The sequence below is a fragment of the Streptomyces sp. bgisy130 genome (assembly GCF_057708345.1).
Window position 1 is genome coordinate 414,566 of record NZ_JBYISA010000002.1, and the last position, 23,417, is coordinate 437,982.

Sequence of the window (23,417 nt, forward strand, 5' to 3'; positions counted from 1 at the left end):
ACGAAGTCGGTCGCCGGGCCGGGCCTACTCCCGGGGTTCACGCAGGCGTACTGCGAGGGCGGCGATGTCGTCGTCCAGGCGTCCTCTGCTGTAGCGGAGAAGGTCGTGGTGAAGAGCTGTGAGCAGCTCGTGGGGCGGTGTTGGGGGCTGTTGGCGCATCCAGGCCGCCAGCGGGAAGAACCGGCCGTCGCGGGCGCGGGCCTCGGCGATCCCGTCGGTATAGAGAAGTAGCAGGTCGCCGGGGGCGAAGCCGAAGGTGTCGATGGTGTAGTGATCGCCGATCAGCTCTGCGAGGTTGAGCAGCGGCGAGGGAGTGGTGGGCTCGAGGGCACGGACTTCCCCGCCGTTGAGGAGCAGCGGTGGCGGGTGTCCGCAGTTGAGGATCTCGATACGTCTGTCCCCGTGTGGGATCTCGACGAGAAGTGCGGTGGCGAAGCGCTCCATCGGCCCCTCGGGGGGAAAGGCGGCGTTGTAACGGGTGCTGCTGGCCTCCAGCCGGCGCGCGACGCTGACCATGTCGGGCTCGCCGTAGGCCGCCTCCCGGAAGGAGTTGACGATCGCCGCGGCCGCCCCCACCGCCGGCAGGCCCTTGCCCCGCACATCACCGATGAGCAGCCTGACCCCGTAGCGCGTGTCGACCACCTCGTAGAAGTCCCCGCCGATACGGGCCTCCGCCGCGGCCGCGAGATACAGCGACTCGATCTCGACGCTCCCGAAGCGGCGCGGCATCGGACTCAGCACCACCTGCTGGGCCGCGTCGGCGACGAGCCGCACCTGAAAGAGGGTCCGCTCCCGCTGGAGCCGGACATGACTGCCGTATGCGGCCGCCACGGTGACCGCGATGATCCCTGCAGCCGTCCACCATGTCCCCAGACCGGGGAACACCAGGCTGAGCCCGATCATCAGAAAGAGGCAGACCGTCCCCAGCAGGACGGTGGGGAGCACCGGCCACATAGCGGCGGCGAGAGCCGGCGCCGCGGGCAGGAGACGGCTGAAGGCCACTTCAGGGGGAGTGGCGTAGGCCAGGCTGGCGATGACGACGGTCAGGATCACCGGCGACAGCAGCACAAGCCAGCGGCCGTGGCGACGACGGAGCCGCGGCCGTCCAGACTCGATCACACTTCACAGAGTATCTACGCAAAGAGGACATAGCGCTCTGGAGGAGCGGAGCCGGCCGCCTGTCGGGGACCCGGCCAGCCGCCTTTGGTCGTGTCGCATCTGTTGCGTACGAGGTCGGCAAGGCCGGAGGAAGCCTGCGATGCCCCAGGCCCGCCGCCGCGCAGCAGTAGTCATGATCGAATGTGAGAGCGATTTATTGCAGGTGGATGACGGGCGGATCGGCGTTCGGTCGGACGGCGCCCTTTCGGGTGGTGGGAGGGTGTAGGTCTTCCATGGCTCCTGCGCGGAGCGCGGAGCCTCCGTCGGCCCGCCGGGAGGACTTACGGCCCGAGGGGCGCCTGGCCCCACCGGCTCCAAGGGTGCTCCAGGACGGGCCGCCCGGTGGGGCTATCACGCATAATGGAATGTATGCCGCATTTGGCCGGACTCTACGAGCGAAGCGGCGAGCTCAAGGTCTTGCGGGCAGCGATGGACGCGACCCTTGGCGGCCATGGAGAAGCCGTGATGATCGAGGGTGCGCCCGGAATCGGCAAGACCAGTCTGCTGGCCGAAGCCAAGCGGATCGCGGTTTCCGCCGGGTTTCAGGTAGCCGGCGCACGAGGATCGGAATTCGAGAGCGACTTCCCCTTCGGCGTGGTGCGGCAGCTCTTCGAACCGCTCCTTGCGCGGATGAAAGCGGAAGATCGGCAGCGCATCCTGTCCGGCGCCGCGGGTCAGGCGGGGATCGTGCTGAAGAAAGAGGTTCCCGGACATTCCCTGGGCGGAGATTTCTCCGTACTCCATGGACTGTACTGGCTGACCGCAGATATCTGCGAAGCGCAGCCCCTGGTCATCACGGTTGACGATCTGCACTGGGCGGACAGTGATTCACTGAGATTTCTCAGTTATCTCATGCCGCGCCTTGAGGACATACCGGCCTGCGTAGTAGGCACCCTGAGGCAATTTGAAGCAAATGCCCAGTCGAGTGCACTCGACCAGATTGTCACCGCACCGCCCTCGATACTTGTTTTTCCGTCGAAGTTGAGTGCCGAGGCATCGGCCTCGCTCATCATCAGTGAATTCGCAAAATCCGGGTCACCCGAACCCGAGGACGAGGACTTCCTCGCCGCCTGCTGGTCCGCGACCGGCGGGAACCCCCTCCTGCTCAAGGAGCTCACCGAGGCACTCACCACCGAGCACGTCGAGCCCACCGCCGCGCACATCCCGCAGGTCTACGCCCTGGGCCCGCGCGCGATCGCCCGGCGGGTGGCGCTGTGGATGCGGCGCCTCCCTCAGGGATGTGCCCCACTGGCCCGGGCCATCGCGGTGCTCGGGGACGGTGCGGACCTGGGCCATGCGGCGGAGCTGGCGGGGCTTGACCGGGACGAGGCGATGCAGGCCGCGAAGAGCCTTGAACACGCCCATATCCTCTACGCCGTCGCATCGGACGAGATGAAGCCCCAGGTGGGGTTCGTGCATCCGCTGGTGCGGGCCGCCGTGTACGAGGAGATCACACCGGCCGACTCCCACCGCGCACACAAGACCGCCGCGCGCCTGCTCCGGGACTCCGATGCCGAGGTCGAGAAAGTCGCCCTGCACCTGCTGCGCACCCTGCCTTCCGGTGACGCCGCGACCGTGACCATGCTGTGGTCGGCGGCGCGGAGCGCCCTGGCGCGCGGCTCGCCGGAGACCACGGCGAAGTATCTGCGCCGCGCCCTGGCCGAGCCCCCGCTGGCCGCGGACCGGCTGGACCTCCTCTTCGAACTCGGCAGCGCCATGCGGCGCGTGGACAGCGCGGCAGCCGTTCAGTACCTCACGGAGGCAAACGAACTGGCCGGGCCGTCACGGCAGGGCGTCAAAATCGCACTGGCCCTCGGTGACTCACTGCTCGCACTCCGGCGCTCCGAAGAGGCCCTGGCGGTCTGGCGACAGGCCCTGGCCCGTACGGCGCCCGAGGACACCGAACTGCTCTACCGGCTGAACGCCGCCATTCTCTCGATTCCGCTCTACGAACCCGGCCGGCCGGATCTGCGCCAGGACATCCTCAGCCGCGTTGCGGAACTGCGCTCCCCCAAACCGAGCGAGAGCATGGGCGGCCGGTACCTGGACTGCGTCATCGCCGGCCATGACACCGTCATCGGCGACCCGCGGGCGGTCGTACGGGCCCAGCGCGCGCTGCACGAGGACACACCGGCCCGGCCGTCCGACGGACAGTCCTCCCTGTCCTTCGGCTGGCTGGCCCTGATCAGCGCCGACCGCAAGGAGGTGCTGGCCAACCTGGACGCCGCGGTCGAACAGGCGCACCGGCAGGGTTCGGTCAACGACCTGACCGGCGCGCTGACCTACCGCGCGATGGCGTGGCTGTACCGGGGCAATCTCGAAGAGGCCGCCGCGGACGCCTCGGAAGCGATGCACACCGTCGAAACGTCCTCGCCAGGGCTCCAGCGGCTGGTCCTCGGCCCCGTCCAGGCCGAGGTGGAGATAGAGCAGGGCGCCCTGTCCCGTGCGCAGGCCACCCTGGAGTGGACCGGAGTTCCCGATCCCGCACCGCTCACCGGGCTGATGTACTACGTGTTGTACAGCCGGTCCCATCTGCTGCGCCTCCAGGGCCGCACCACGGAGGCATTGAACGCCGCGCTGGCGGCGGGCCGGTCGTTCAGCGCGGCCGGCGGGGACAATCCCGCCCTCGTCCCCTGGCGGTCGGAAGCCGCCCTGTGCCTGCATCTGCTCGGCCGGGACGAAGAAGCCAGGGCCCTGGCCGACGCGGAGCTGAAACTGGCCCGCTACTGGAGCGCGCCCCGCGCCCTCGGCCGCGCGCTGCGCATCGCCGGCACACTGAGCGAGGGCGACGCGGACGTCGGCCTGCTGCGCGAGGCCGTCACCCGGCTGGAGAGATCTCCTGCCCGCCTGGAGTACGCCAAGGCGCTGGCGGACTACGGGGCGGCACTGCGCCGGCACGGAGTGCGGAACCAGGCGCGGACCATGTTCAGCGACGCCCTGGACATCGCCGAGGCCCGACATGCGGCCCCCCTCGTCCAGCAGATCCAGGACGAGCTGCATGCGGCCGGGATCCGCCCGCGGCGCCACGCGGTCACCGGTCTGCATTCGCTGACACCGAGTGAGCACCGGGTCTACGACCTTGCCGCCGCCGGACGCACCAACCGGGAGATCGCCCAGCAGCTGTTCGTCACGGCCAAGACCGTGGAGGCCCACCTGTCCAACGTCTACCGGAAGGTCGGCGTCACCAGCCGGCGCCAGCTCAGTGGGCTGTCCGAGCAGACAGAGCAGACAGAGCAGACCGACGCGACAGAAGAAGCGGAGTGACTGATGTCCGCCGCGCCCGATGCGCAGCCGCCCGGAGCACCGGACGCTCCGCGGAGCGGCTCGCGCAGCAGCCGCAGATTGCGCTTCGTGCCCCGGATCTGGCACAAGCTGCTGGCCATCTGCCTCGCCCTCATGGTTCCTCTCGGGCTGGCCACGTTCTACTTGGTCGACCAGCAGAACAGCAAGATCGATTTTTCGCGCACCGAGCTGAGTGGCGTTCAGTACCTGCGTCCTGTGAGCGCGTTGGTGCAGGACGTCTCCGACCGCCGTGCATTGCTGAACCGTGAGATCGCCGGAGAGCGCGTGCCGAGGAGCCGGGTCGCGGCAGCCGACCGTGCCGTCAGCGAAGGCTTCACGGCGCTCACGAAGGTCGACCGGCGGCTGCGGGAGCCGCTGCGAACGACCGTCTCCGACCTTGCCGCCGAGGGGAAGGGCCGGCTGGCGCCCGCGGCTCTGCGCCACGACTGGGCGCAGCTGTCCTCGGCTCCGTCCGGTGTCCGCGCCGATGTAGCGCGGTACAACCGGCTGGTCGGGAAGCTGTTGGCGCTCGGTTCGTACATCGGGGACACCTCGAAGCTGATTCTCGACCCCGACCTCGACACGTACTACACGATGGCCGGCTTGCTGCTCCGCGAGCCGCAGATGATGAACCAGCTTTACCAGCTGGCCGGCACGGGAGACTCGATCCTGGTCCGGGGCGGCAAGTCCAATAGTGACCGGGTCCGTATCGCCTACGACACCACGGGGCTCAACCAGAACCTCATCCAGCTCAACAGCGATCTGAACCGGGCTTTCGATTCCACCTCCCACTCAGGACTCCGCCCCGCGATCCAGCCCCTGCTGGCGAAGGCGACCAAATCGGTCCGTGAGCTGACCGGCACCGTGAACCGGCAGTTCGCGAACGGCGACCGGAGCGATATCCCGCGGGCAGCCTGGGCGGCCCAGGCCACCGGCGCCATCCGGGCGAACGCGAACCTGTGGAAAGCCCTGTTCGACCAGGAAGACCGGATGCTGAACGCCCGCCTGGACAACTTCCACGACCGCAACCTGCGGGTTCTGGCCGGCATTGCCGCGGTCCTCGCCGCGATCATCGTGATGGCCGCGCTGCTCTCCCGGCGTATCACCGGCAATCTGGCGGCCGTGGTGCACGCCGCGCAGGCCCTCGCCGCGGGTGACCTCGCCCGCCGCGCGACGGTACGCAGCCACGACGAGGTCGGCGAGATGGCCACCGCCTTCAACGTCATGGCCGGGAGGCTCCAGGAGAGCTACTCAGCGGTCGAGGGGGAGGTCCGCCAGCGCACCTCGGAGCTTCACCAGAAGACCGAATCCCTCAGCCTGCTCCAGCATGTGGCCTCGGCCGCCAACGAGGCGGATACCTGGGAGGACGCGACACGGACGGTCCTCGGCCTGGTGTGCCGGCACATGGGGTGGCCGATCGGCCACGTCTACCTCGTCGAGGCCTCGTCCGGCTCGGGCACCCGCAACGGCCGGCCCACTCCGGACACGGAGCTCACCGCGGCGCCCATCTGGCATGTCGATGAACGGAACCTGCGGATGCCGCTGCACGACATCGCCGCAGCAGCCGGGCTGTACGAGCCGAAGGGCCTTCCCGCCACCGTGTGCGCGACCGGCCGCCCCGCCTGGATACGTGACATCACCGCGGACTCCGCCGGATCCCGCACGTCGTCGCCCGTAGCCGCGGAGAGCTACGGGGTGACCGGCCGCATCGCCCTCCCGGTCATCATCGGACGGGATGTCGTGGCGGTCCTCGATTTTCTGACCCGGGAGGCCAGGGAGCCGGATGACGCCTTGCTGCGGCTCATGCTCGACGTGAGCACCCAGCTCGGACGGGTACTGGAACGGTCCCGCGCCGCCGCGGAGCTCCAGGCGTCGAAGGATGCGGCAGAAGTCGCCACCCAGGCGAAGAGCGCGTTTCTCGCCACCATGAGCCATGAGATCCGCACACCGATGAACGCGGTGATCGGCATGACCGAAATCCTGCTCGACACCCCGCTCAATGCCGAGCAGGCCGAATTCGCGCAGATCATCCAGAGCAGCGGAAGCAGCCTGCTCACCATCATCAACGATATCCTTGACTTCTCGAAGTTCGAGGCCGGAAAATTCGATCTGCGACTCCAGCCGCTGGAGCTTCGCCAGTGCGTGGAATCAGCCTTCGGCTTCGTTTCTCCGATGGCAGCGGAGAAGTCGGATCTCGACCTGGCATACATCATCGATCCAGCATTGCCGGAAGAAGTCATCGGGGATATCGACCGACTGCGCCAGATCATCATCAATCTGCTCAATAACGCCGTGAAATTCACGGAAACCGGCGAGGTCGTCCTCAGGGTCGACCTGGCCGAGTCGGAACCGGCTGCCTCCGGAGAGCCGCCGGAAACGGTCCCGGCGCCCGCTTCGAACGACGCGGGCGACACCATCCGGCTCCACTTCTCCGTGAGCGACACCGGAATCGGAATGGCCGCGGACCGCCTGGGCGAGCTGTTCCGGCCCTTCGAACAGCTCGACACCTCCACCACCCGGCGTTTCGGCGGAACGGGACTCGGGCTGGCCATCAGCAAGCGGCTGGCCGCGCTCATGGGAGGCACGATGTGGGTCGAGAGCGAACTGGGCGTGGGGTCAACATTCCACTTCACCGTGGAAACGCGAGAAGTCCCCGAAGCCATGCGTACCAGCCATGTTGTCCCCCGCGTCGACCTCCGGGGAAAACACCTGCTGGTCGTGGACGATAAATCCACGAACCGGATGATCCTCATCCACCAGGCGAGCGCCTGGGGGATGGTGGTACGTGCTACGGGATCCCCACTGGAAGCCCTCGAATGGGTCCGGCAGGGCGATCCGTTCGACATCGGAATTCTGGATATGCAGATGCCGGACATGGACGGCCTCATGCTCGCGGAGGAGATCCGCCGCCACCGTGACAGGGACGAGCTGCCCTTGTTCCTGCTGACCTCTGTTGGCCGCCCCATAACGTCCCAGAGGAGTCTGGCGGAGTTCTCCGGGTACCACACCAAACCCATCCGGGCGGCCGAACTCTACGCGGACCTCTGCCGCACACTGCTCGGCTCCGCGGCATCCACCGAGACGCCCCGCGCAGCACAGCGGCCGGAGGCGGCGGAGAGCCGCTCCGCACCCCTGCGCATCCTCCTGGCCGAGGACAACCTGGTGAACCAGCAGCTGATCGTCCGGATGGTCCGGAAGATCGGTCACTCGGTGGATACGGTCGGCAACGGAGCCGAAGCGCTCCAGTCGCTGCGGGACACGCGCTACGACGTGGTCCTGATGGATGTGCAGATGCCGGTGATGGACGGCCTGGACGCCTCCCGACGGATCCACCAGTCCCTGTCCGCCGCGGCACGGCCGTACATCATCGCCCTCACCGCCAACGCGATGAGCGAGGACCGCGACGCCTGCCTCGCCGCGGGGATGGATGACTACCTGAGCAAGCCCCTGCACAGCGCCGATCTCGCCGAGGCACTCGACCGTGTGCCACACGGCCACCCCACGCCGGGCCCGGAGGCCGCGCAGCCCGCACGGAGCCCGGAGACGGCAGCGCCCGCACCTGGCCCGGAGGAGCCGGCGCCGCCCGTCCTTGACGCACCCGCTTTCCAGCGCCTGGTCGGCTCCTTCGGCACGGAATTCGTCGGTCAACTCATCGATGCCTTCCTGGAGGACTCCCCCCGGCTGATCGAAAGTCTTCGCCGCAGCCTCGACGAGGAGAAGGCAAGCGAACTGCGTCGGGCAGCTCACACGCTCAAGTCCCACGCACACACCTTTGGATTCCCGCGGCTCGTTCAGCCGTGCCAGGAAGCGGAGGACCTCGGCGCCACCGGGGATCTGAGCGAAGCGGCACCGCTGGTATCCCGCATCGAAGTGGAATACCGCGCTGCGAGAGAAGGGCTGGTCGCACAGAGAGCGGAGCTCGGCCATGACGGAGGGAAATCCGGTGGCGGATAGAAACGCCGTGACGGACGGAACCGGCAGAAAAGGGCGTGTCCTGGTCGTGGACGACGACCGCACGAACCGCATGATGCTCACGTATCGCCTGGAAATGGCCGGGCTGGAGACCGCGACGTCCGAGAACGGGCTGGAGGCTCTCCAGATGCTGCGGGAGGGCGAATTCGATGTGGTGCTGCTCGACATCCTCATGCCGGGGATGGACGGCTACGCGACGCTCGATCTGATGAAGCACGATCAGCAGCTCAGCCGTACACCCGTGATCATGATGTCGGCCGTCGGCGATCTGGACAGTGTCGTCCGCTGCCTCGAAATGGGCGCCGAGGACTATCTGCCGAAGCCCCTGGATCACCTCCTGCTGACCTCGCGAGTCGACAACATCCTGTTGAAGATCCGGCTTGAGCAGGTGGAACGGGAACTCGGCAGCATCGCCGACGCCGTGCAGGCCATGACCGGCGGCGCGCTCCCGGCCGGGGCCCTGGACCAGCTCGCCGGGCAAACCGACTCCGTCGGCCATCTGGCGCGGCAGCTTCAGCAGCTCGCGGCTGTGACCTCGAAGCAATGAGCGCATTCCGACGCGGGTGAGCGAGGGCGAACAGCCTCGATCGCTGCCACACCGTGCCCTGTTTAGGGGGTGTACTGGGGGGTTCCCCTAACGACAGCCGTACGGCGCCGGTGCACGCTGAAGGCATACATCACCTCCCCGTCAGAACCGATGGAACGTGGGGTGGACGTTGTACCCGGGGCCTTTGTACGCACGCCACAACCCTCCCGGGGACACCAGTGGAGTCCTTGTGACCTCCGGGCTCCCCCGGCCGCCCGCTGCCCCACTGAGAAGCGAGGGCAGACAGATGTTCCCGGAACCAGAGCCGTCAGGCACGATCCGACCGCCGACGGCGCGCACGGAGGCGACACCGTATGCGTTCTCCGGGTACGTGTCTCGAGAAGGTGTTCTCGTGCGGCAGCTTCAGTCCCATCGACTCCAGTCCTCCGCCGCAGCGGATTCCGCTCGGCCGGACCACATCGTCATGAGTACCGTCATTCGCGCACCCTGTGAGGCCGTACGTGACGGCGTACTGCTCCCACTGGGTCGTCTGCTGGTGCGGCTGGCGGCGGCCGCCGCACGGGTCATTCAGCTGTCCCGGTACCTGGGGAAGACGCGCGGCAATGTGGTCTCCCAGCTGCTCGACCCCCATGTACGCGCCGTGCCTCATGCCCGCAGGATCATCCGGGCCGAACTGGTCCGATGGGGGCTGCACGAGCATGTGGACACCGCTGAACTCCTGGTGAGCGAACTGGTGACCAACGCGCTCCAGCATGCCTGGGGCCCCATCCGACTGCGGATGTCCCACTCCGTCGATGGCCGGACGCTGCGCTGCGACATCGCCGACGGCTGCCCCGCCGCCCCGCCCGCAGCCCGCCCGCCCGCTCGCACCGACGAGGAACACGGCCGGGGACTGCACCTGGTCGAGCAGCTCTCGACCCGCTGGGGCACCCTGCGCACTCCCGCGGGGAAGATCGTCTGGTTCGAACTGCGCACCCGCGCCAGGGTCCGTCGGCTGAGGCGTCTGCGGCGGCGATTCTTACCCGCGAAGCGTGCTGCGCTTCGCGGGCCGGCAGCAGGAGGGCGTCGACGAGTTCTCCGGCCGGTGCGCCGGTGGCAGGTGCCGCCGATCGTGCGGTGGCGGCGGGTGCGCGGGTCCTGCTGTTGACGTGGCGGGCTCCCCCTCATACTGTTCGTTCGAACGAACAGTCTTCCGGAGGCACATCTCATGCGCATCGCAGGTTCCACCGTTCTCCTGACCGGGGCCTCGGGCGGCCTCGGTCAGGCCCTCGCCCGCGGACTGGCCGCCAAGGGCGCCAAGCTGGTCCTCTCCGGGCGCCGTGCCGATGCCCTGGAGGCGCTCGCCGACGAGCTCGGCGCCCGCGTGGTCACCGCCGATCTCGCCGACCCGGACCAGGCCGACCGCCTCGCCGAGGCCGCCCCCGACACCGACATCCTGATCGCCAACGCCGCCCTGCCCTCCACCGGCGATCTCCTGGAATACACGCCCGAGCAGGTCGACCGGGCACTGACCGTGAACCTGCGCGCCCCCATCATGCTGGCCCGCGCACTCGCCCCCCGGATGGTCGCGCAGGGCCGGGGCCATATCGCCCTCGTCGGCTCGATCTCCGGGAAGGCGGCCACCAAGCACTCCTCGCTCTACAACGCGACCAAGTTCGGGCTGCGCGGCTTCGCGCTCTCCTTCCGCCAGGACCTGCACGGCACGGGGGTGGGGGTCTCCCTCGTCCAGCCCGGCGCCGTACGCGACGTAGGCATGTTCGCCGTCACCGGCGCCACCCCGCCGACCGGCGTACGCATGGTCTCCCCGGACCAGGTGGTGACGGGGGTGGTCCGGGCCGTCGAACGCGATCTGTGCGAAGTCAACGTCGCACCGGTCGAGTTGAGGGCGCTGAGCGCCATCGCCGGCCAGTTCCCCGGCCTCGCGGAAAAGGCACAGCGCGGCTCCAGCGCCGAGCGCACCATCAACCAGGCCGTGGCGGCCCAGCGCGACAAGCGGTAGCCGCCCGCTCCGGCGCCGCCGGAGGTCACCGGGCGGCCGCGCCCTCGCGGCAGATGACTCCGCCCGGTTCAGGGGCTGACGGTGCGCTGCACGGCGACCAGGAGGCCGGGGCTATGTTGCACCTGTGTACGACGTTCATCCATAGCGGGAGTCGCAGTGGTCCTGCGTGGTCCAGTTGGTGGCACGGCTTCGGGAGCGGTCGCTCCAGGTGAGCGAGGAGGAGCAGCGGTTTCGGGCCCTGGTGACCGACCTCCTGCGCGGGGGAGCGGGCTCCGCTCGCGCCGCCGGGGAGCTGATCGGCCAGGGGCTCATCTCCGCGGAGGACGAGGTCGTGGTCATCGCGGCCGGGGCGACCACCGACCCCGAGGCGGTCGCCTCCGTGATCGCGGATGCCGCCGGTCGGGGAGGCCGCGACGAGCCGTCGGGCCGGGCGCTCACGGCTGCGGTGGGGGACCGCGGCGTCGTCCTCGTCGCCGGCCAACAGGGGCTGGAGCGGGCAGCGGAACGGTGGGCCGAGGAGGTGCGGCGCGGGGTGCGGCAGCGGGACGCGGAAGGCGGCGGCGTCTTCGTCGGTCTGAGCAACCCCGGGCGGCCGGACGAGGCTCCTGATCTGTTGCGTCAGGCCGTGCTGGCGGCGTTCGCCGCCGCCGAGCTGCCGGAGCTGCCACCGGTCGTCTCCTGGCGGGACACCGGCGTCTGCGGCGCGTTCATGCTCGCCGCGACGGCCTCTCCGGAGCTGGTGGTACCGCCGCAGATCGCCGGTCTCAGCACCGGTGCACGCACCGACTCCCTGGCCCGAACCGCCGAGGTGTTCCTGGACGCCGCAGGGGACACCGCGGCCGCGTCCGAGCAGCTGTCGATTCACCGGACGACGCTCTACTACCGGCTGGCCCAGGTCGAGAACAAGACCGGGTGGGACCTGAAGAACGGCCGTGACCGGTTGACCCTGCATCTGGGTCTCAAGATGCAGCGCCTCCTCAATTGCGGCATCCCGGCATTGCTACGGGGAGAGGACGCGCGGCGGGGGAGTTCCTGACCCGCGACGATGCCGGCAGGGGCCGGGCGGCCGGAGACCCGGGCCTGGCCCCTGCTTGCCAAAGGGTGCACCTCGCCACCAGCCCGGGAGACGGGCGGACGACGCCTTGCCGGAGCCTTAGGCCACCCACCCGTTGGTCAGGTTCTGCACGGCCGCACCATCGAGGTCCTTGAGCTTCGCCCCGGCGAAGTCGCGCGCGGCGTCCGACGGGAGGAGCCGGAAGGCGGGTCGCTCGGCGGCCAGCAGTTCCACCATCTGCGCTGCCACGTCCTGCGACGTCTGTGCGTTGGCGAAGGAGCCGCGGGTGCGGTCCAGATAGGCGGCGAGTGCGGGTGCGTACGGCCCGGCCTGTTCCAGGACGTCGTCGCGGACGCCCACATTGCTGACGAACTCGCTGGCGACCGCCCCCGGTGCGACCACGCTGACGGACACGCCGGCGGTCGCCGCAACCGGCGCGAGGGACTCCATGAAGCCCTCGACCGCGAACTTGGCGGCGCAGTAGGCCTCGTTGAAGGGCTGGCCGATCACGCCGCCGACGCTGGTCACGGTCAGCACCCGGCCCTTGCTCGCCCGCAGCAGGGGCAGGGCCGCCTTCGTGACGTGCAGCACGCCGAAGAAGTTGACCTCCATGACGGCCCGAACATCCTCGACGCTCTCCTGCTCGAGGGTGCCGAGGTGGCCCGCCCCGGCGTTGTTGACCAGTGCGTCCAGCCGGTCGAGGCCGGTCAGGCACGCCTCGATCGAGGCCGGGTCTGTCACATCCAGCGCCCGGACGTCGACGGTGACTCCGGCCTCCTCGGCCGCCGCCCGCAGCGCGCCCGCCTTGGTGGTGTCGCGCATGGTGGCGATCACGTGCCAGCCGCTCTGTGCGGCGGCGACGGCGGTGGCCAGGCCGATGCCGGAGGAGGTGCCGGTGATCAGGACGGTCTTGGTGCTCATCTTCGAACCCATCTACTTATGAAACATAACTAAGCTTGTTCATAACTATGGGGTCCGATATTTCACTTTGTCAAACACATCGCTAGACTGAACGGCATGTCCCAAGCACCGGATGAGCTGACCAAGGAGATCGTCGGCCTCCTCGCGGCCATCACTCGCCGCTACACCCAGGAGACCGAGGCGGCCGCGACCGCCCACGGGCTGACCTCGCTCCAGGCCAAGGCGCTGCTCGCCGCCGAAGAGCCGGTCCCGACGCGCCGCATCGCCGACCGGCTGCACGCGGAGCCCTCCAACGTGACCGCGATCATCGACCGGCTGGAGTCCCGCGGCCTGGCCGAGCGCAGCCTCGATCCGGGCGACCGCCGCGTCAAGCGCGTCGCCGCCACCGAGGAAGGCCGCACCGTCGTCACCGACCTCCGCACCCGGATGCCCTTCGCCGCCGCCCCGTTGGTCCAGCTCAGCACGGAGCAGCGCGAGTCCTTGCGTGAGCTGCTGCAACTGGTACTGGACGCGTAACGCCCGCCGGCTGCCGGGACGCGGTCCGGGTGGCAGTCATGGCCTGCGGACCGGAGGAACCTTCGCTCCGCAGGCCGTGAGATCCGCTGCCGACCAGCTGCCCAGCAGGCGCAGCGCGTGTGCGGAGGGGCTGCCGGGCTCGGCCGTGTAGAGGTAGAGGGCCTGGTCCGGGTCGTCCGGCAGCGTGAGCGACTCGTACTCCAGGGCCAGTTCGCCGACGAGCGGGTGGCGGTAGCGCTTGGTGCCGTGGGTGTACGCGAAGACGTCGTGGGCGGCCCACCACTGGCGGAAGTCTTCGTCGTGCAGGGACAACTCGCCCACCAGCTCGGTCAGACGGGAGTCGTGCGGATGGCGCCCGGCGTAGAGGCGCAGGGCCGCCACCGTGCCGCGAGCAGCGGTCTGCCAGTCGGCGACCAAGTCACGGGCGGCGGGGTCGAGGAAGAGGAACCGGGCGAGGTTGCGGTCGCGGTGCGGCAGCGCGTCGAAGTCGGTGTACAGGGCCTTGGCGAGGGCGTTGGCGGCCAGCACGTCCAGGCGATGGCCCATGATCATCGCGGGGGTGTCGGTCAGGGAGTCGAGGAGCCGGAGCAGTCCGGGGCGCACCCGCTGCGGCGGCACGGGGCGGAGGCGGGCCGCACCCGGCTTGGGGCGGGCCAGGGCGAACAGGTGGGCCCGCTCGGCCTGGTCCAGGCGCATGGCGCGGGCCACGGCCTCCAGCACCGACGCCGAGACATTCGGATTGCGCCCGCGCTCCAGGCGTATGTAGTAGTCGACGCTGATTCCGGCCAGCCGCGCCACCTCCTCGCGGCGCAGCCCCGGCACCCGGCGCCGCCTGTCGGCGCCCGGCCCCAGGCCGGCCTCGGCGGGACTGATCCGGGCTCGGCGGGAGCGCAGGAAGTCGCGCAGCTCACCGTTGGGCTCGCGCCCCGCTGACGTGCTCATCGCTTCAGGATAGGACGAGGTGCGGCAGACCCCGGTCGGAGAAGGGGGGTCTGCCGGACCCCCGCTGCTGGTGCGTGGCGCCCTGTGCCGGGTGGTTTTCTGGAGACCGGCACACCATTGGCACCTGAAACACCACGAGGAATCACCATGTCCAAGCCCCTGATCGTCATCACCGGCGCCAGCTCCGGCATCGGCGCAGCCACCGCCCGACTCCTCTCCGCCCAGGGCCACCCGCTGCTGCTGCTCGCGCGCCGGCTGGAGAAGCTGGAGGAACTCGGTCTGCCCAAGACCCTGTGCCGCAAGGTCGACGTCACCGACCGGGACGCGCTCCAGTCCGCGGTGCGCGAGGCCGAGGAGCGGTTCGGGCCGGTGGACGCGATCGTCAACAACGCCGGCGCGATGCTCCTGGGCCGTCTCGCCGACCAGGGCGCCGAGGAATGGGACCGGATGATCGACCTGAACATCAAGGGCGTGCTGTACGGCATCCGCGCCGTCCTTCCCGGCATGCTCGCTCGCGGCACCGGCACGATCATCAACGTCAGCTCCATCGCCGGCCGCAAGACCTTCCCGAACCACACCGCCTACGTAGGCACCAAGTTCGCGGTCCACGCCATGTCGGAGAATCTGCGTGAGGAGGTCGCCTCCTCCGGCGTGCGCGTGGTGACCATCGCCCCCGGCGCCGTGGAGACCGAACTGCTCTCCCACACCAGCGACGAGCAGATCAAGCAGGACTACGAGGCGTGGAAGAAGTCCGCCGGTGGTGCCCTGGACAGCCAGTCTGTGGCCGAGGCCATCGCCTACGCCTACCACCAGCCGCAGAACGTCACCATCCGCGAGATCGTTCTCGCCGCCACCGGCCAGGAAGGCTGACCGGCCACTCCCGCCCCACCACGGGACCGGCGGCCCGTGAGCCGGCCGCCGGTCCTGGACGTCGATGCCACGGAGCCCTGAGATCCGTCGACATGACGAACCGTTCGGTATTGCTACAGGGGGAGGAAGAAGAGCGACGGAGTTTCACAAACGCGCCGATGACTGCGGGGGCACGTGACCGGAGACTGATCGGGCCGGGTGCTGACCGCCGCCCGGGTGAGATCGACAGCTGAGGACACCTCATGCTCACCGGACGTGCCCCGGGGGACAACGTCGGCTTCCATGGCGTCCACGCGATGAGTTGGCAGAACTCCCGTCGGCACGCCCCGCGGAAGTGCTCACTTCGCTCTCTCCGGAGGGGAGCCCGCCGAGCGGCCGGGGCCTCTCCGGAATGCCCATTTCCCTACATCCAGCAGTTGACGGATGTGCGGGCGCCCGAATCACGGAACGCCGGCGACGGATTCCTGCGGTAAGTCAATTTCCCGGTGTCCGAGGTCTGTTGGTCTTGTGCCGTTGCGACAGGTCTCAGGTCTCGTCACCTCCGTGACAAGTGATGGATGAATTCCGAGGAACGGCCACCACAAGAACTCGGTACGCCCAAGGGAAGGTTGGACTTTGACCACCAACTCCAAGAGATACAGTGCGCCACGCCTGAGGGCCCTGTATTTCCCGCTCGCACTCGCCGCGGCGCAGCCTGTGCTCACTCCCGGCACAGCTTTCGCGGACGATCCGGCTTCCGTGACGGGACTGACCCTTCGCGTTCCTGGAGCCTACTGGCCCGCTCACGTTCGCGATCCGGAACGCCTCCACCTATGACTGCCTGGACGTCGCAGGAGAAAGCAACGGTGACGGATCGGAGGTCGGGGCTTACTCCTGCCACAACGGATCGAACCAGAACTGGGTTCCTGGCTTCTTCGACGACTCCATGCAGAACCTCCTCACCATGTACTCCCTGAAGCGGTGCGCGGCCGGTGAAGGTGACCTCACGTGCACGTACAACCAGGACAGCGTCTCGACCGCGGCCGTCGGGCCGGAAAAGTGCGTGTCTGCCCTGTACAACAACACCCATGGGGCCGACAACGAGAAGCCGACCATTGCCTACTCCGACACCACGGGGTGGACAAATTCCGTGGGCGGCTCTGTGACGGTGAGCGCCGAGGCCGGCATCGACGAATTCGTCGTGTCGAAGGTCACCACCTCAATCTCGGTCAACTACTCACACCAGTGGATAGAGCAGAACACCGTGACCAAGACCTACCCCTTCACCGTGCGGAAGGGCGAGTGGGGCTGGCTGACGCGTGCGCAGCTGATGAAGAAGGTCACCGGCACCTGGACCTTCTCGAAGGGCGACGCGACGTGGACCGGGGCCGGGACCTCCACCGTGCCGGCCGAGGAGGGCACGGACGGGGCGCAGAGTGTCATCACGCCGCACTCGTCGCCCAAGCCCCCCGCTGACTGCCCGACCGGCTGACGCCTCGGGAACTGCCCGTCGATGATGCTCAAGTGACCGCCCCCGGTCCGGATCGCAGCCGGACCGGGGGCGGTCGCGTCGGTGCTCGGGGACGACGCATGTTGTCTGAGAAGCTTGCGGGGATTTCCCGGAGGACCGCTGAGGCGAGGGCCGCGTCGAGTGCGCCGACACCGGTCAGGTCCGCGACGGTGACCGCTCCGTCGGGCCGCTCCCAGGGCGCTTCGAGAAGGAGGCCGACGGGGGTGTCGGCGGTGGCGGTGACGGTCTCGGCGCGGACGGCGTGGCCGAAGTCGCCGTGGTGCAGACACTGGTCGTGGTCGTCGGTCGCGATCAGTGCGGCCCGGCCGAACAGCTCCGGGGGAAGCTCGTTCTTGTGGGGCATGTCGGTGCCGATCCCGGTGACATGCGCGCCGTCGCGGACATGGGCGGCCTCCAGTACCGGGGCCGAAGCGGGGGTGGTGGTGACGATGATGTCCGCGCCGGCGGCTTCTTCGGCTGAGGCGGGCCGGGCATCGTGCCCGCGGCCGTTGAACTCCTCGCAGAGCGCTCGGGCCTTGTGGCGGCTGCGGCCGTGGACGAACACCGTGCTGAGGGGGCGGAGTCGGGCGAGCCATTCGACCTGGAGCCGGGCCTGTTCTCCGGTGCCGAAGACGGCCAGGGTTGTCGCACTGGGGCGGGCCATGGCGTGGGTGATCAGCGCGCCGGTGGCGGCGGTGCGCCACGCGGTGAGCAGTCCCCGGTCGTCGAGGATCGCTCGGACCTCGCCGGTCCGGGCGCTGACGACGCAGACCAGGCCGTGGTTGGAGGGCAGGCCGGCTGCGGGGTTGCGGTAGAAGCCGGTCGCGATCTTCACGATGAAGTCGGGGGCACCGGTGACCCAGCCCGCTTTGACGTGGCAGTCCCCGTCGGCGTCGGGGAATTGCAGGTGCAGCGGTGAGGGCACGGTGGTACGGCCGTGGGCGTGGGCGATCAGCGCGTCGCGGATGGTGTCGAGGACCAGGTGCGGGGTGGCGGCCTGTTCGATGGCGGCGGCTTCGAAGACGGGCCGGGTCATCGGTGGGTCCGCAGCCACTGGGTGAGGGCGGCCAGCCCCTCTTCGGGGTGGGCACGGCCGATGCCGATGCGGAACCGGTCGGTGGGGGTGGGGGTGAGGTCGGAGCGGTAGATGCTCGCAGGCAGCAGCAGGGCGCCGGCCTCTTCCACCAGGCGGGTGCAGAACTCCTCGACTCCTTCCGGGCCGAGGTAGCGGGGGTAGGCGACGCAGCCGCCGTCCGGGGCCTGCCAGGCGAAGACGTCCGGGAACTCGGCGAAGAAGGCGTCGAAGAGCGGAAGGTTCTCGGCGATCAGGGCCCGGTTGCGGTCCCAGATCGTGGTACGGGCCTTGAGCGCGATGCGGGCCAGGACCTCGCTGGGGGCAGAGTTGCAGATGGTGGTGTAGTGCTTGGCCCGCTCCAGCCGGGAGAGCAGGGCGCGGTCGCGGCAGGTGATCCACCCGATCCGCAGGCCCGGCAGGCCCAGGGACTTGGAGGTCACGTTCAGCGACAGGGCGCGCTCGGACAGGTCCGCGGCCTGCGGCAGGGTCCGGGCCGGATCGCGCTCCAGGCCGCGGTAGACCTCGTCGCTGAACAGGTGGATGCCGTGCTCGTCACACAGTCGCGCCAACTCGGTGAAGTCGGCGGCACTGATGACCTTGCCGGTGGGGTTGTTGGGGAAGTTCACCGACACCACCCGGGTGTTCGGCCGGATCGCCGCCTTGATCCGGCCGAGGTCCAGGGCCCAGTCGCGGTCCGGGTCGAGGGCGACCCCGGTGACGTCGCACAGCGCCAGCGGTACGGTCTCGGCTGCCTGGTAGTTCGGTGTCACCACCACCGCGTGGTCACCGGCGTCGAGCAGCACGTTCATCGCCAGGTACAGGGCTTCCTCGGCGCCCGCGAAGCAGATGACGTCCGCGGCGTCCGCCCGCTCGTACATCTGGGCGATCACCTCGCGCAAAGCAGGATCGCCGTAGGTCTCGGTGTAGCCCAGCGACAGGTTCTCGAACGCGGCCCGGTCCTGGTCGTCAGCCAGGGCGAGCACATCGGAGAGCGTCATGGTCTGGACGTCGGAGGCGGTCATGTGGTGCCGCGCGGTGAACTCCCAGCGGGAGAAGTACGTTTCCAGTCGGAAGTCGGGCAGCCGGGTCATCGTGCTCAGCCCTTCGTGTTGGGGGGCCGGAGTTCGGCCAGCAGGCCGTAGACGGTGGATCGGGAGACCCGCAGAGCGTGGGCGACGACCGGAGTGGCACGGCGTACGGCGAAGACCTTTGCCTCGTCCAACAGGGCGACGACGGCCCGGCGGTCGGCACGGGTCAGCCGCTCCACCGGCCGGCCGCACTCACGCACGTAAGAGCCGACGATGTTCTGGACGCGCTCGCTCCAGTCTTCCTCGAACAGCGGCTCCGGGCGGGGGACCGACGGTGCGCCGAACGCGGAGAGCACGGCCGCGGCCTGCTCCAGCGGCGTGCGGTCGAGATTGACGCACAGCACCGCCGAAGCCTTGCCTTCCGCGTCGCGCAGCACCGCACTCACCGAGGACAGCCGCCGGCCGTCCGCCAGCAGCTTCTCGTACGGCCCGAACACATCCCGCGCCGACGGGTCGAGTGCGTCCAGCTCACCCAGCAACGACGGATCGCCCGGCGCACGCGAGCCGGTCGGATTCCAGATCGCCAGGATCCGATCGCTGTCCGGATCATGCAGGACCACCTCGGCGTACGGGCCGAGCAACAGCGCCACGGCCTGGCACGCCGGTCCCCACATACACACACGAGGGTCGCCGCCCTCCTCTACGGTTTTCATGCCTGGACTCTAAGTCCAGGTTGGACTAAATGTACAGCCGTCTGGGGTGTTGGAACGTCCCCGCAGGTCATCACCCTGGCGGTTCTGCGCCCTGCTTCCGTCTCCGAAGTCCTGCCGGGGCGGCGGTGGGCAGCCGGTGAGCTGTCGCCTATGCGGCCCCTGTGCCGTAGGAGGCCCGGCTGGTGGGCGGCCGCGGGCTTCGCGGAAGTGATGGCGGGCGACGACCAGATCTTCGTCGCCGCTTTCGTCCGGGCGCACGGATCCATCAAGGAGATGGAGCGGATCTTCGGGGTGAGCTACCCGACGATCAAGTCCCGGCTGAAGCGAATCGCCGAGTGCCTCGACTTCGTCGACGTCGACCCGGCACCCGCCAGCGTCGCCGACGTCATCGACCGCCTGCGCCGGGGAGAGATCAACACCGAGGACGCCCTGGTCGATACTGGCGGGCCGCAGTGAGGGATCAGCCCGTCCGGATCAGAAACCGCTGGTCGGGCGCGTCGGTACAGCGTTCTTCGATCGCTTCGGCTCCCGCGGTGGTGTGGTTGTCGGCGATGCCGATGCACTTGCTGCTGTTGGTCGGGCGAAGTCGGAAACCCTTGGTGGTATCACCTGCGGTGGCTTCCAAACGGAACAGGGTGGCCTGGCCACAGTCGTTCCGGGGCTCAAGCATGTCCTTTACCGGGCCGGTGCTCATGACCGTCAGGCAGCCTTTCCCGTTTTGGGGATGATGCCACTGGATGCGGTAGAGGCCCTCGCCGGCCGGTTCGAGGTAGGTGCGCGGCACGGTGGCCTGGGCGCAGGGGAGTTGGACAGCGACAGCGCTCGCATAAGCTCCGCCCCGGTCACGGCCGTCGGTCAGGCAGAGGGCGGGCGTGCGGGCGGGGCGGATGGTGACCCAGCCGTCGGTTGGGGTGCTGGCGGTGTCCGGGCTGCCGGAGCCGTCCGGGAGCAGCCACCAGGCGCCCAGGGCGAGCAGCGGAGCGGTGAGTACGGCAGCGAGCGCGATCGTACGGCGTGGCGACCGGCGCGCCTGCGGGCCGCCGGACGCTGCCCGCCCTTCGGCCGCGATGCCAGTTCCGGCTACGCCACCGGATCCGAGCCCGGCTCCGGCAAGGGGCACACTGCCGGCTCCCGTACGGACTTGGCTTGTGGTTCCCGCTCGGGCTTCGTCTCCGATGGGCGGAGCTTCGCGTCCGGCTCGCGCGCCGGGTGCGGTATCGGTGGCCCCCACGGCGACCTGTGCCGCGATGCGTTCCCGAGCCTCCAGCCACGCATTGACCCGGTCCCCTTCCCCGCACGCGCGGACGAACGCGGCAAGGACTTCGGGGCGCGGCAGTTTTCCCCGTCGCAGTACGTCGGCCAGTGTGCTGCGCGCCAGTACGTCACCGCCCCTCGCGGCCCGCTCTTCCAGCTCGCGGAAGGTCAGCCCTGAGCGCTCCTTGAGCCGTTGCATCGCCTCAATGACTCCGGCCACATCACAGATGTCGTCCGGCGATAAACCCCCGTGGCTTCCCATGCCCGCCATCTTGCTGGGCCCATGACACCGTGCACAGTGGTCGATCCCGCCAATTCCCGCTGTCCGGGACACCTCCCGGACAAGGTCCTGACCTGCCCGGACAGTCCGGCTGCTGTCCGGGACAGCGGAGATCCGTTGTCTGCCCCCGCCCCGCTCAGCATGCTCAGTGCTGCCGACCAGCCGGCGCACGATCCCGGCACGGGGGAGGTCGGCACTCCACGCGCACCACCCTTCGGCACCACTCCAGAGATCAGGAGCACTCATGCGTATCCGACTCCAGACCGTGTCCGACCGGCTGCTGGACATGGTGGCCCCGAAGAAGGCCGCCGCAGCCCTCTCGTGCTGGCAGTACGAGGACTGCTTCAAGAACTACTGCGGCAGGAACCGGCACGGCCTGTACGAGGTCGACCCGTGCAATGACCGGCAGCGAATCACCTGCGGGGGCTGCTGACCGCACGTCGGTCGATCCGTGACACCCCGGGCTGCCGACAGACCCCGGGGACAGGTGGTCCGTGTCCGGCTCGGCACCCCCGGGCGGGACACGGATCACCCGCACGCCTGGCTGCCGGGGCGTCCGTCATCGCAGACGCCCCGCCGTAGTGGAAGGTTGGGAACCCGGTGCAGCATCCGGTCAACTACGTGGTGGACGGCGGCCGGGTTCTCCTCGGCCTGGTCTTTCTCTGCTCTGCCCTCAGCAAGTCACGTGGCGCTGCCGCCTTCCGGGACTTCCGTGACGCGGTGGGACGGCTGGCGCCCGCCCTTCGGCGCCATTCGGCCCCGGTCGCCGTGACGGTAGTCGCGGCCGAGGCGGCGGTGGTCGTCATGCTCGCCGTTCCGGCGGCCGTCATCGCGGGCTTTGCCCTCGCTGCGGTACTGCTGCTGGCTTTCACCGCCGGACTCGTCGCGGCGCTGCGCCGCGGGGTGAGCACCGCCTGCCACTGCTTCGGCGCCGGTGACGAGCGGCTCGCCCCCCGGCACGTGGTACGCAACCTGGCCCTCGTCGCAGTGGCGATCACCGGGACGGCGGCGGCAATGAACACACCACACATTGGCGCCGCCCCGTCCGGGCGGCTCCTGCTGACCGTCGGTGTGGCGGCCGTCCTCGCACTGATCACGGTAAGCCTGGACGATCTGGCGAATCTCTTCGAGGTGAGGGGCACCGGAGTCGATGCCACCCCGAAGGCGACCCGATGAGGGCGGCCGCCACAGCGGTCCTCTGGACCGTGTCGACGGCCTGCCTGATCGCGGTCGCGGTGATCCGTAGCCGCTACCTCGTGGTGACGGTGGAGGGCTCCAGCATGGTGCCCACACTTGCCGACGGCGACCGTGTGCTGGTCCACCGCACGCAGCTCGCCGCGATCAGCGCGGGGCGGCTCGTGGTCACCGAACCGCCCACCGGCGGGCGTTGGGGCGCGATCCGTCCGTCGCGCTGGCTGATCAAGCGCGCAGCGGCCGTGCCGGGAGACCCGGTGCCCCGGGATGGCGCGCCCGCCCTGCGGGACCTGCCCGAGAAACGGGTACCGCGGGGCCGGATCGTCCTGCTTGGCGATAACCCGGACGAAAGCCTCGACTCCCGCTTCTGCGGCTACTTCCGCGACGAGCAGATCGTCGGCGTCGTCATCCGCCGCCTGCCGCGCGCCGAACCTCACCGGGGACCGGTCGTCACCGCACGGCCGTCCCTCGTCAAACGAAAGGGCGAATCCTCATGGACTACCTGATCGCGAGCGTCGTGCTCATTGGACTGCTCTGTGTCCTCAACCTGGTGCTGACCTACGGAATAGTGCGGCGCCTGCGCGAGCCGGTGGCCGGCGCGGGTGGGAAGACGCTGGAGGTTCCCCGCTCGGTCCTGGGCGCCGGCGCCACCGTCGGCTCCTTCTCCGCGATCGACACCGAGGGCAGCAGCCTGACCCGGGACGACCTGTCGGAAGGGCAATGGGTCATCTTCATGTCACCGGGATGCCCGGCCTGCGAGGAACTGCTGCCGCTGGTGACTGAGCGGGCCCGCGAGTACGGCCCCGAACGGGTCTTGGCAGTAGTGGTGCGCGATGCGGGCAAGGAGAACGTGGGGGAGGGGGACGGCGTCCGGGCGTACCTGGAGCGGCTGGCGCCGGTCGCCCGGGTCACGACCTGCGACCTCGGTGACGAGCTGACGGCCGCGTTCGCTCTGACCGGTGTGCCCGCCTACGCCGAGATGGGCCGCGGCGGGCGGGTCGCAAGCAGCGGCCGGACCCTGCCCCACCGAGCGGAGGAGGAGCCCCGCCGAGCGGAGGAGGAGCCCCACCGAGCGGAGGAGGAGCCCCGCCGGACGGAACCGGTCAAGGCCGACGCATGATCC

21 protein-coding genes and 2 pseudogenes are annotated in these 23,417 nt (G+C 69.3%); 16 read left to right on the plus strand and 7 right to left on the minus strand.

All coding sequences use genetic code 11. The features are described 5' to 3' along the window. Positions 1 to 24: 24 nt before the first annotated feature. Complete coding sequence (locus AC3EUV_RS04585; RefSeq protein WP_435602210.1) at positions 25 to 1,119, minus strand: PP2C family protein-serine/threonine phosphatase; 1,095 nt, start codon at positions 1,117 to 1,119, stop codon at positions 25 to 27. 468 nt (positions 1,120 to 1,587) lie between these two features. On the opposite strand from AC3EUV_RS04585, the pseudogene AC3EUV_RS04590 reads away from it, so the two are divergent. The 7 genes and pseudogenes from AC3EUV_RS04590 to AC3EUV_RS04620 all read left to right on the plus strand — a co-directional run. Then, positions 1,588 to 1,983, plus strand: a pseudogene (locus AC3EUV_RS04590) (AAA family ATPase); the annotation flags it as partial. A gap of 156 nt (positions 1,984 to 2,139) precedes the next feature. Next, complete coding sequence (locus tag AC3EUV_RS04595) at positions 2,140 to 4,422, plus strand: helix-turn-helix transcriptional regulator (protein WP_435602274.1); 2,283 nt, start codon at positions 2,140 to 2,142, stop codon at positions 4,420 to 4,422. A 3-nt stretch (positions 4,423 to 4,425) separates the two neighbouring features. After that, positions 4,426 to 8,394, plus strand: coding sequence for a response regulator (locus AC3EUV_RS04600; protein ID WP_435602211.1), 3,969 nt, complete (start codon positions 4,426 to 4,428; stop codon positions 8,392 to 8,394). A 46-nt stretch (positions 8,395 to 8,440) separates the two neighbouring features. Next, positions 8,441 to 8,959 (plus strand): response regulator, encoded by a 519-nt coding sequence (locus tag AC3EUV_RS04605; protein WP_432142148.1) that lies wholly within the window; start codon positions 8,441 to 8,443, stop codon positions 8,957 to 8,959. Between the two features lie 463 nt (positions 8,960 to 9,422). Then, the gene (locus tag AC3EUV_RS04610; protein ID WP_432142149.1) at positions 9,423 to 10,106 is read left to right on the plus strand and encodes an ATP-binding protein; all 684 of its coding nucleotides are present in this window, start codon (positions 9,423 to 9,425) and stop codon (positions 10,104 to 10,106) included. Positions 10,107 to 10,166: 60 nt separating this feature from the next. Beyond that, positions 10,167 to 10,958: an SDR family NAD(P)-dependent oxidoreductase gene (locus AC3EUV_RS04615; RefSeq protein ID WP_435602214.1), complete on the plus strand. Its 792-nt coding sequence runs from the start codon at positions 10,167 to 10,169 to the stop codon at positions 10,956 to 10,958. A 178-nt stretch (positions 10,959 to 11,136) separates the two neighbouring features. After that, positions 11,137 to 11,994, plus strand: a complete 858-nt coding sequence (locus tag AC3EUV_RS04620; RefSeq protein WP_435602215.1) for a PucR family transcriptional regulator — start codon at positions 11,137 to 11,139, stop codon at positions 11,992 to 11,994. Positions 11,995 to 12,111: 117 nt separating this feature from the next. Here the strand turns inward: AC3EUV_RS04620 and AC3EUV_RS04625 are convergent, their stop codons facing one another. Next, a complete protein-coding gene (locus tag AC3EUV_RS04625; RefSeq protein WP_435602216.1) occupies positions 12,112 to 12,933 on the minus strand; it encodes an SDR family oxidoreductase in 822 nt (273 codons plus the stop codon). A 96-nt stretch (positions 12,934 to 13,029) separates the two neighbouring features. On the opposite strand from AC3EUV_RS04625, the gene AC3EUV_RS04630 reads away from it, so the two are divergent. Beyond that, positions 13,030 to 13,449, plus strand: coding sequence for a MarR family winged helix-turn-helix transcriptional regulator (locus tag AC3EUV_RS04630; protein WP_432142153.1), 420 nt, complete (start codon positions 13,030 to 13,032; stop codon positions 13,447 to 13,449). A 36-nt stretch (positions 13,450 to 13,485) separates the two neighbouring features. Here AC3EUV_RS04630 and AC3EUV_RS04635 read toward each other — a convergent pair whose 3' ends face one another. Continuing rightward, the gene (locus tag AC3EUV_RS04635; RefSeq protein WP_435602217.1) at positions 13,486 to 14,391 is read right to left on the minus strand and encodes a helix-turn-helix transcriptional regulator; all 906 of its coding nucleotides are present in this window, start codon (positions 14,389 to 14,391) and stop codon (positions 13,486 to 13,488) included. Positions 14,392 to 14,538: 147 nt separating this feature from the next. Here AC3EUV_RS04635 and AC3EUV_RS04640 point away from each other — a divergent pair, with 147 nt between their 5' ends. The 3 genes and pseudogenes from AC3EUV_RS04640 (at position 14,539) to AC3EUV_RS04650 (ending at position 16,732) form a co-directional block, all read left to right on the plus strand. Next, entirely contained in the window at positions 14,539 to 15,261 is a 723-nt protein-coding gene (locus tag AC3EUV_RS04640) for an SDR family oxidoreductase (protein ID WP_432142155.1), read from the plus strand. Positions 15,262 to 16,054: 793 nt separating this feature from the next. Further along, a pseudogene (locus AC3EUV_RS04645) lies at positions 16,055 to 16,156 on the plus strand (hypothetical protein); the annotation flags it as partial. A 30-nt stretch (positions 16,157 to 16,186) separates the two neighbouring features. Continuing rightward, positions 16,187 to 16,732: a hypothetical protein gene (locus tag AC3EUV_RS04650; protein WP_435602218.1), complete on the plus strand. Its 546-nt coding sequence runs from the start codon at positions 16,187 to 16,189 to the stop codon at positions 16,730 to 16,732. Between the two features lie 28 nt (positions 16,733 to 16,760). Here the strand turns inward: AC3EUV_RS04650 and AC3EUV_RS04655 are convergent, their stop codons facing one another. The 3 genes from AC3EUV_RS04655 to AC3EUV_RS04665 are packed head-to-tail and all read right to left on the minus strand — an operon-like array spanning position 16,761 to position 19,566. Further along, positions 16,761 to 17,786: an ornithine cyclodeaminase family protein gene (locus tag AC3EUV_RS04655; RefSeq protein WP_435602219.1), complete on the minus strand. Its 1,026-nt coding sequence runs from the start codon at positions 17,784 to 17,786 to the stop codon at positions 16,761 to 16,763. Continuing rightward, positions 17,783 to 18,916 carry an aminotransferase class I/II-fold pyridoxal phosphate-dependent enzyme gene (locus tag AC3EUV_RS04660; RefSeq protein ID WP_435602220.1) on the minus strand — a complete coding sequence of 378 codons (1,134 nt, stop codon included), beginning with the start codon at positions 18,914 to 18,916 and terminating at the stop codon, positions 17,783 to 17,785. Before AC3EUV_RS04660 ends, AC3EUV_RS04655 begins: the two co-directional genes overlap by 4 nt. 5 nt (positions 18,917 to 18,921) lie before the next feature. Beyond that, positions 18,922 to 19,566, minus strand: a complete 645-nt coding sequence (locus tag AC3EUV_RS04665) for a helix-turn-helix transcriptional regulator (protein ID WP_432142159.1) — start codon at positions 19,564 to 19,566, stop codon at positions 18,922 to 18,924. Positions 19,567 to 19,716: 150 nt separating this feature from the next. Here AC3EUV_RS04665 and AC3EUV_RS04670 point away from each other — a divergent pair, with 150 nt between their 5' ends. After that, complete coding sequence (locus AC3EUV_RS04670) at positions 19,717 to 20,022, plus strand: DUF2089 family protein (RefSeq protein ID WP_435602221.1); 306 nt, start codon at positions 19,717 to 19,719, stop codon at positions 20,020 to 20,022. Positions 20,023 to 20,026: 4 nt separating this feature from the next. Here the strand turns inward: AC3EUV_RS04670 and AC3EUV_RS04675 are convergent, their stop codons facing one another. Further along, positions 20,027 to 21,082 (minus strand): RICIN domain-containing protein, encoded by a 1,056-nt coding sequence (locus AC3EUV_RS04675; RefSeq protein WP_432142161.1) that lies wholly within the window; start codon positions 21,080 to 21,082, stop codon positions 20,027 to 20,029. 262 nt (positions 21,083 to 21,344) lie between these two features. Here AC3EUV_RS04675 and AC3EUV_RS04680 point away from each other — a divergent pair, with 262 nt between their 5' ends. The 4 genes from AC3EUV_RS04680 (at position 21,345) to AC3EUV_RS04695 (ending at position 23,414) form a co-directional block, all read left to right on the plus strand. Next, positions 21,345 to 21,533, plus strand: a complete 189-nt coding sequence (locus AC3EUV_RS04680; RefSeq protein WP_432142162.1) for a hypothetical protein — start codon at positions 21,345 to 21,347, stop codon at positions 21,531 to 21,533. A 167-nt stretch (positions 21,534 to 21,700) separates the two neighbouring features. Further along, complete coding sequence (locus AC3EUV_RS04685; RefSeq protein ID WP_435602222.1) at positions 21,701 to 22,276, plus strand: MauE/DoxX family redox-associated membrane protein; 576 nt, start codon at positions 21,701 to 21,703, stop codon at positions 22,274 to 22,276. Next, the gene (locus AC3EUV_RS04690) at positions 22,273 to 22,800 is read left to right on the plus strand and encodes a S26 family signal peptidase (RefSeq protein WP_435602223.1); all 528 of its coding nucleotides are present in this window, start codon (positions 22,273 to 22,275) and stop codon (positions 22,798 to 22,800) included. Before AC3EUV_RS04685 ends, AC3EUV_RS04690 begins: the two co-directional genes overlap by 4 nt. Further along, positions 22,788 to 23,414, plus strand: a complete 627-nt coding sequence (locus AC3EUV_RS04695) for a TlpA family protein disulfide reductase (RefSeq protein WP_435602224.1) — start codon at positions 22,788 to 22,790, stop codon at positions 23,412 to 23,414. Before AC3EUV_RS04690 ends, AC3EUV_RS04695 begins: the two co-directional genes overlap by 13 nt. Positions 23,415 to 23,417 lie beyond the last annotated feature (3 nt).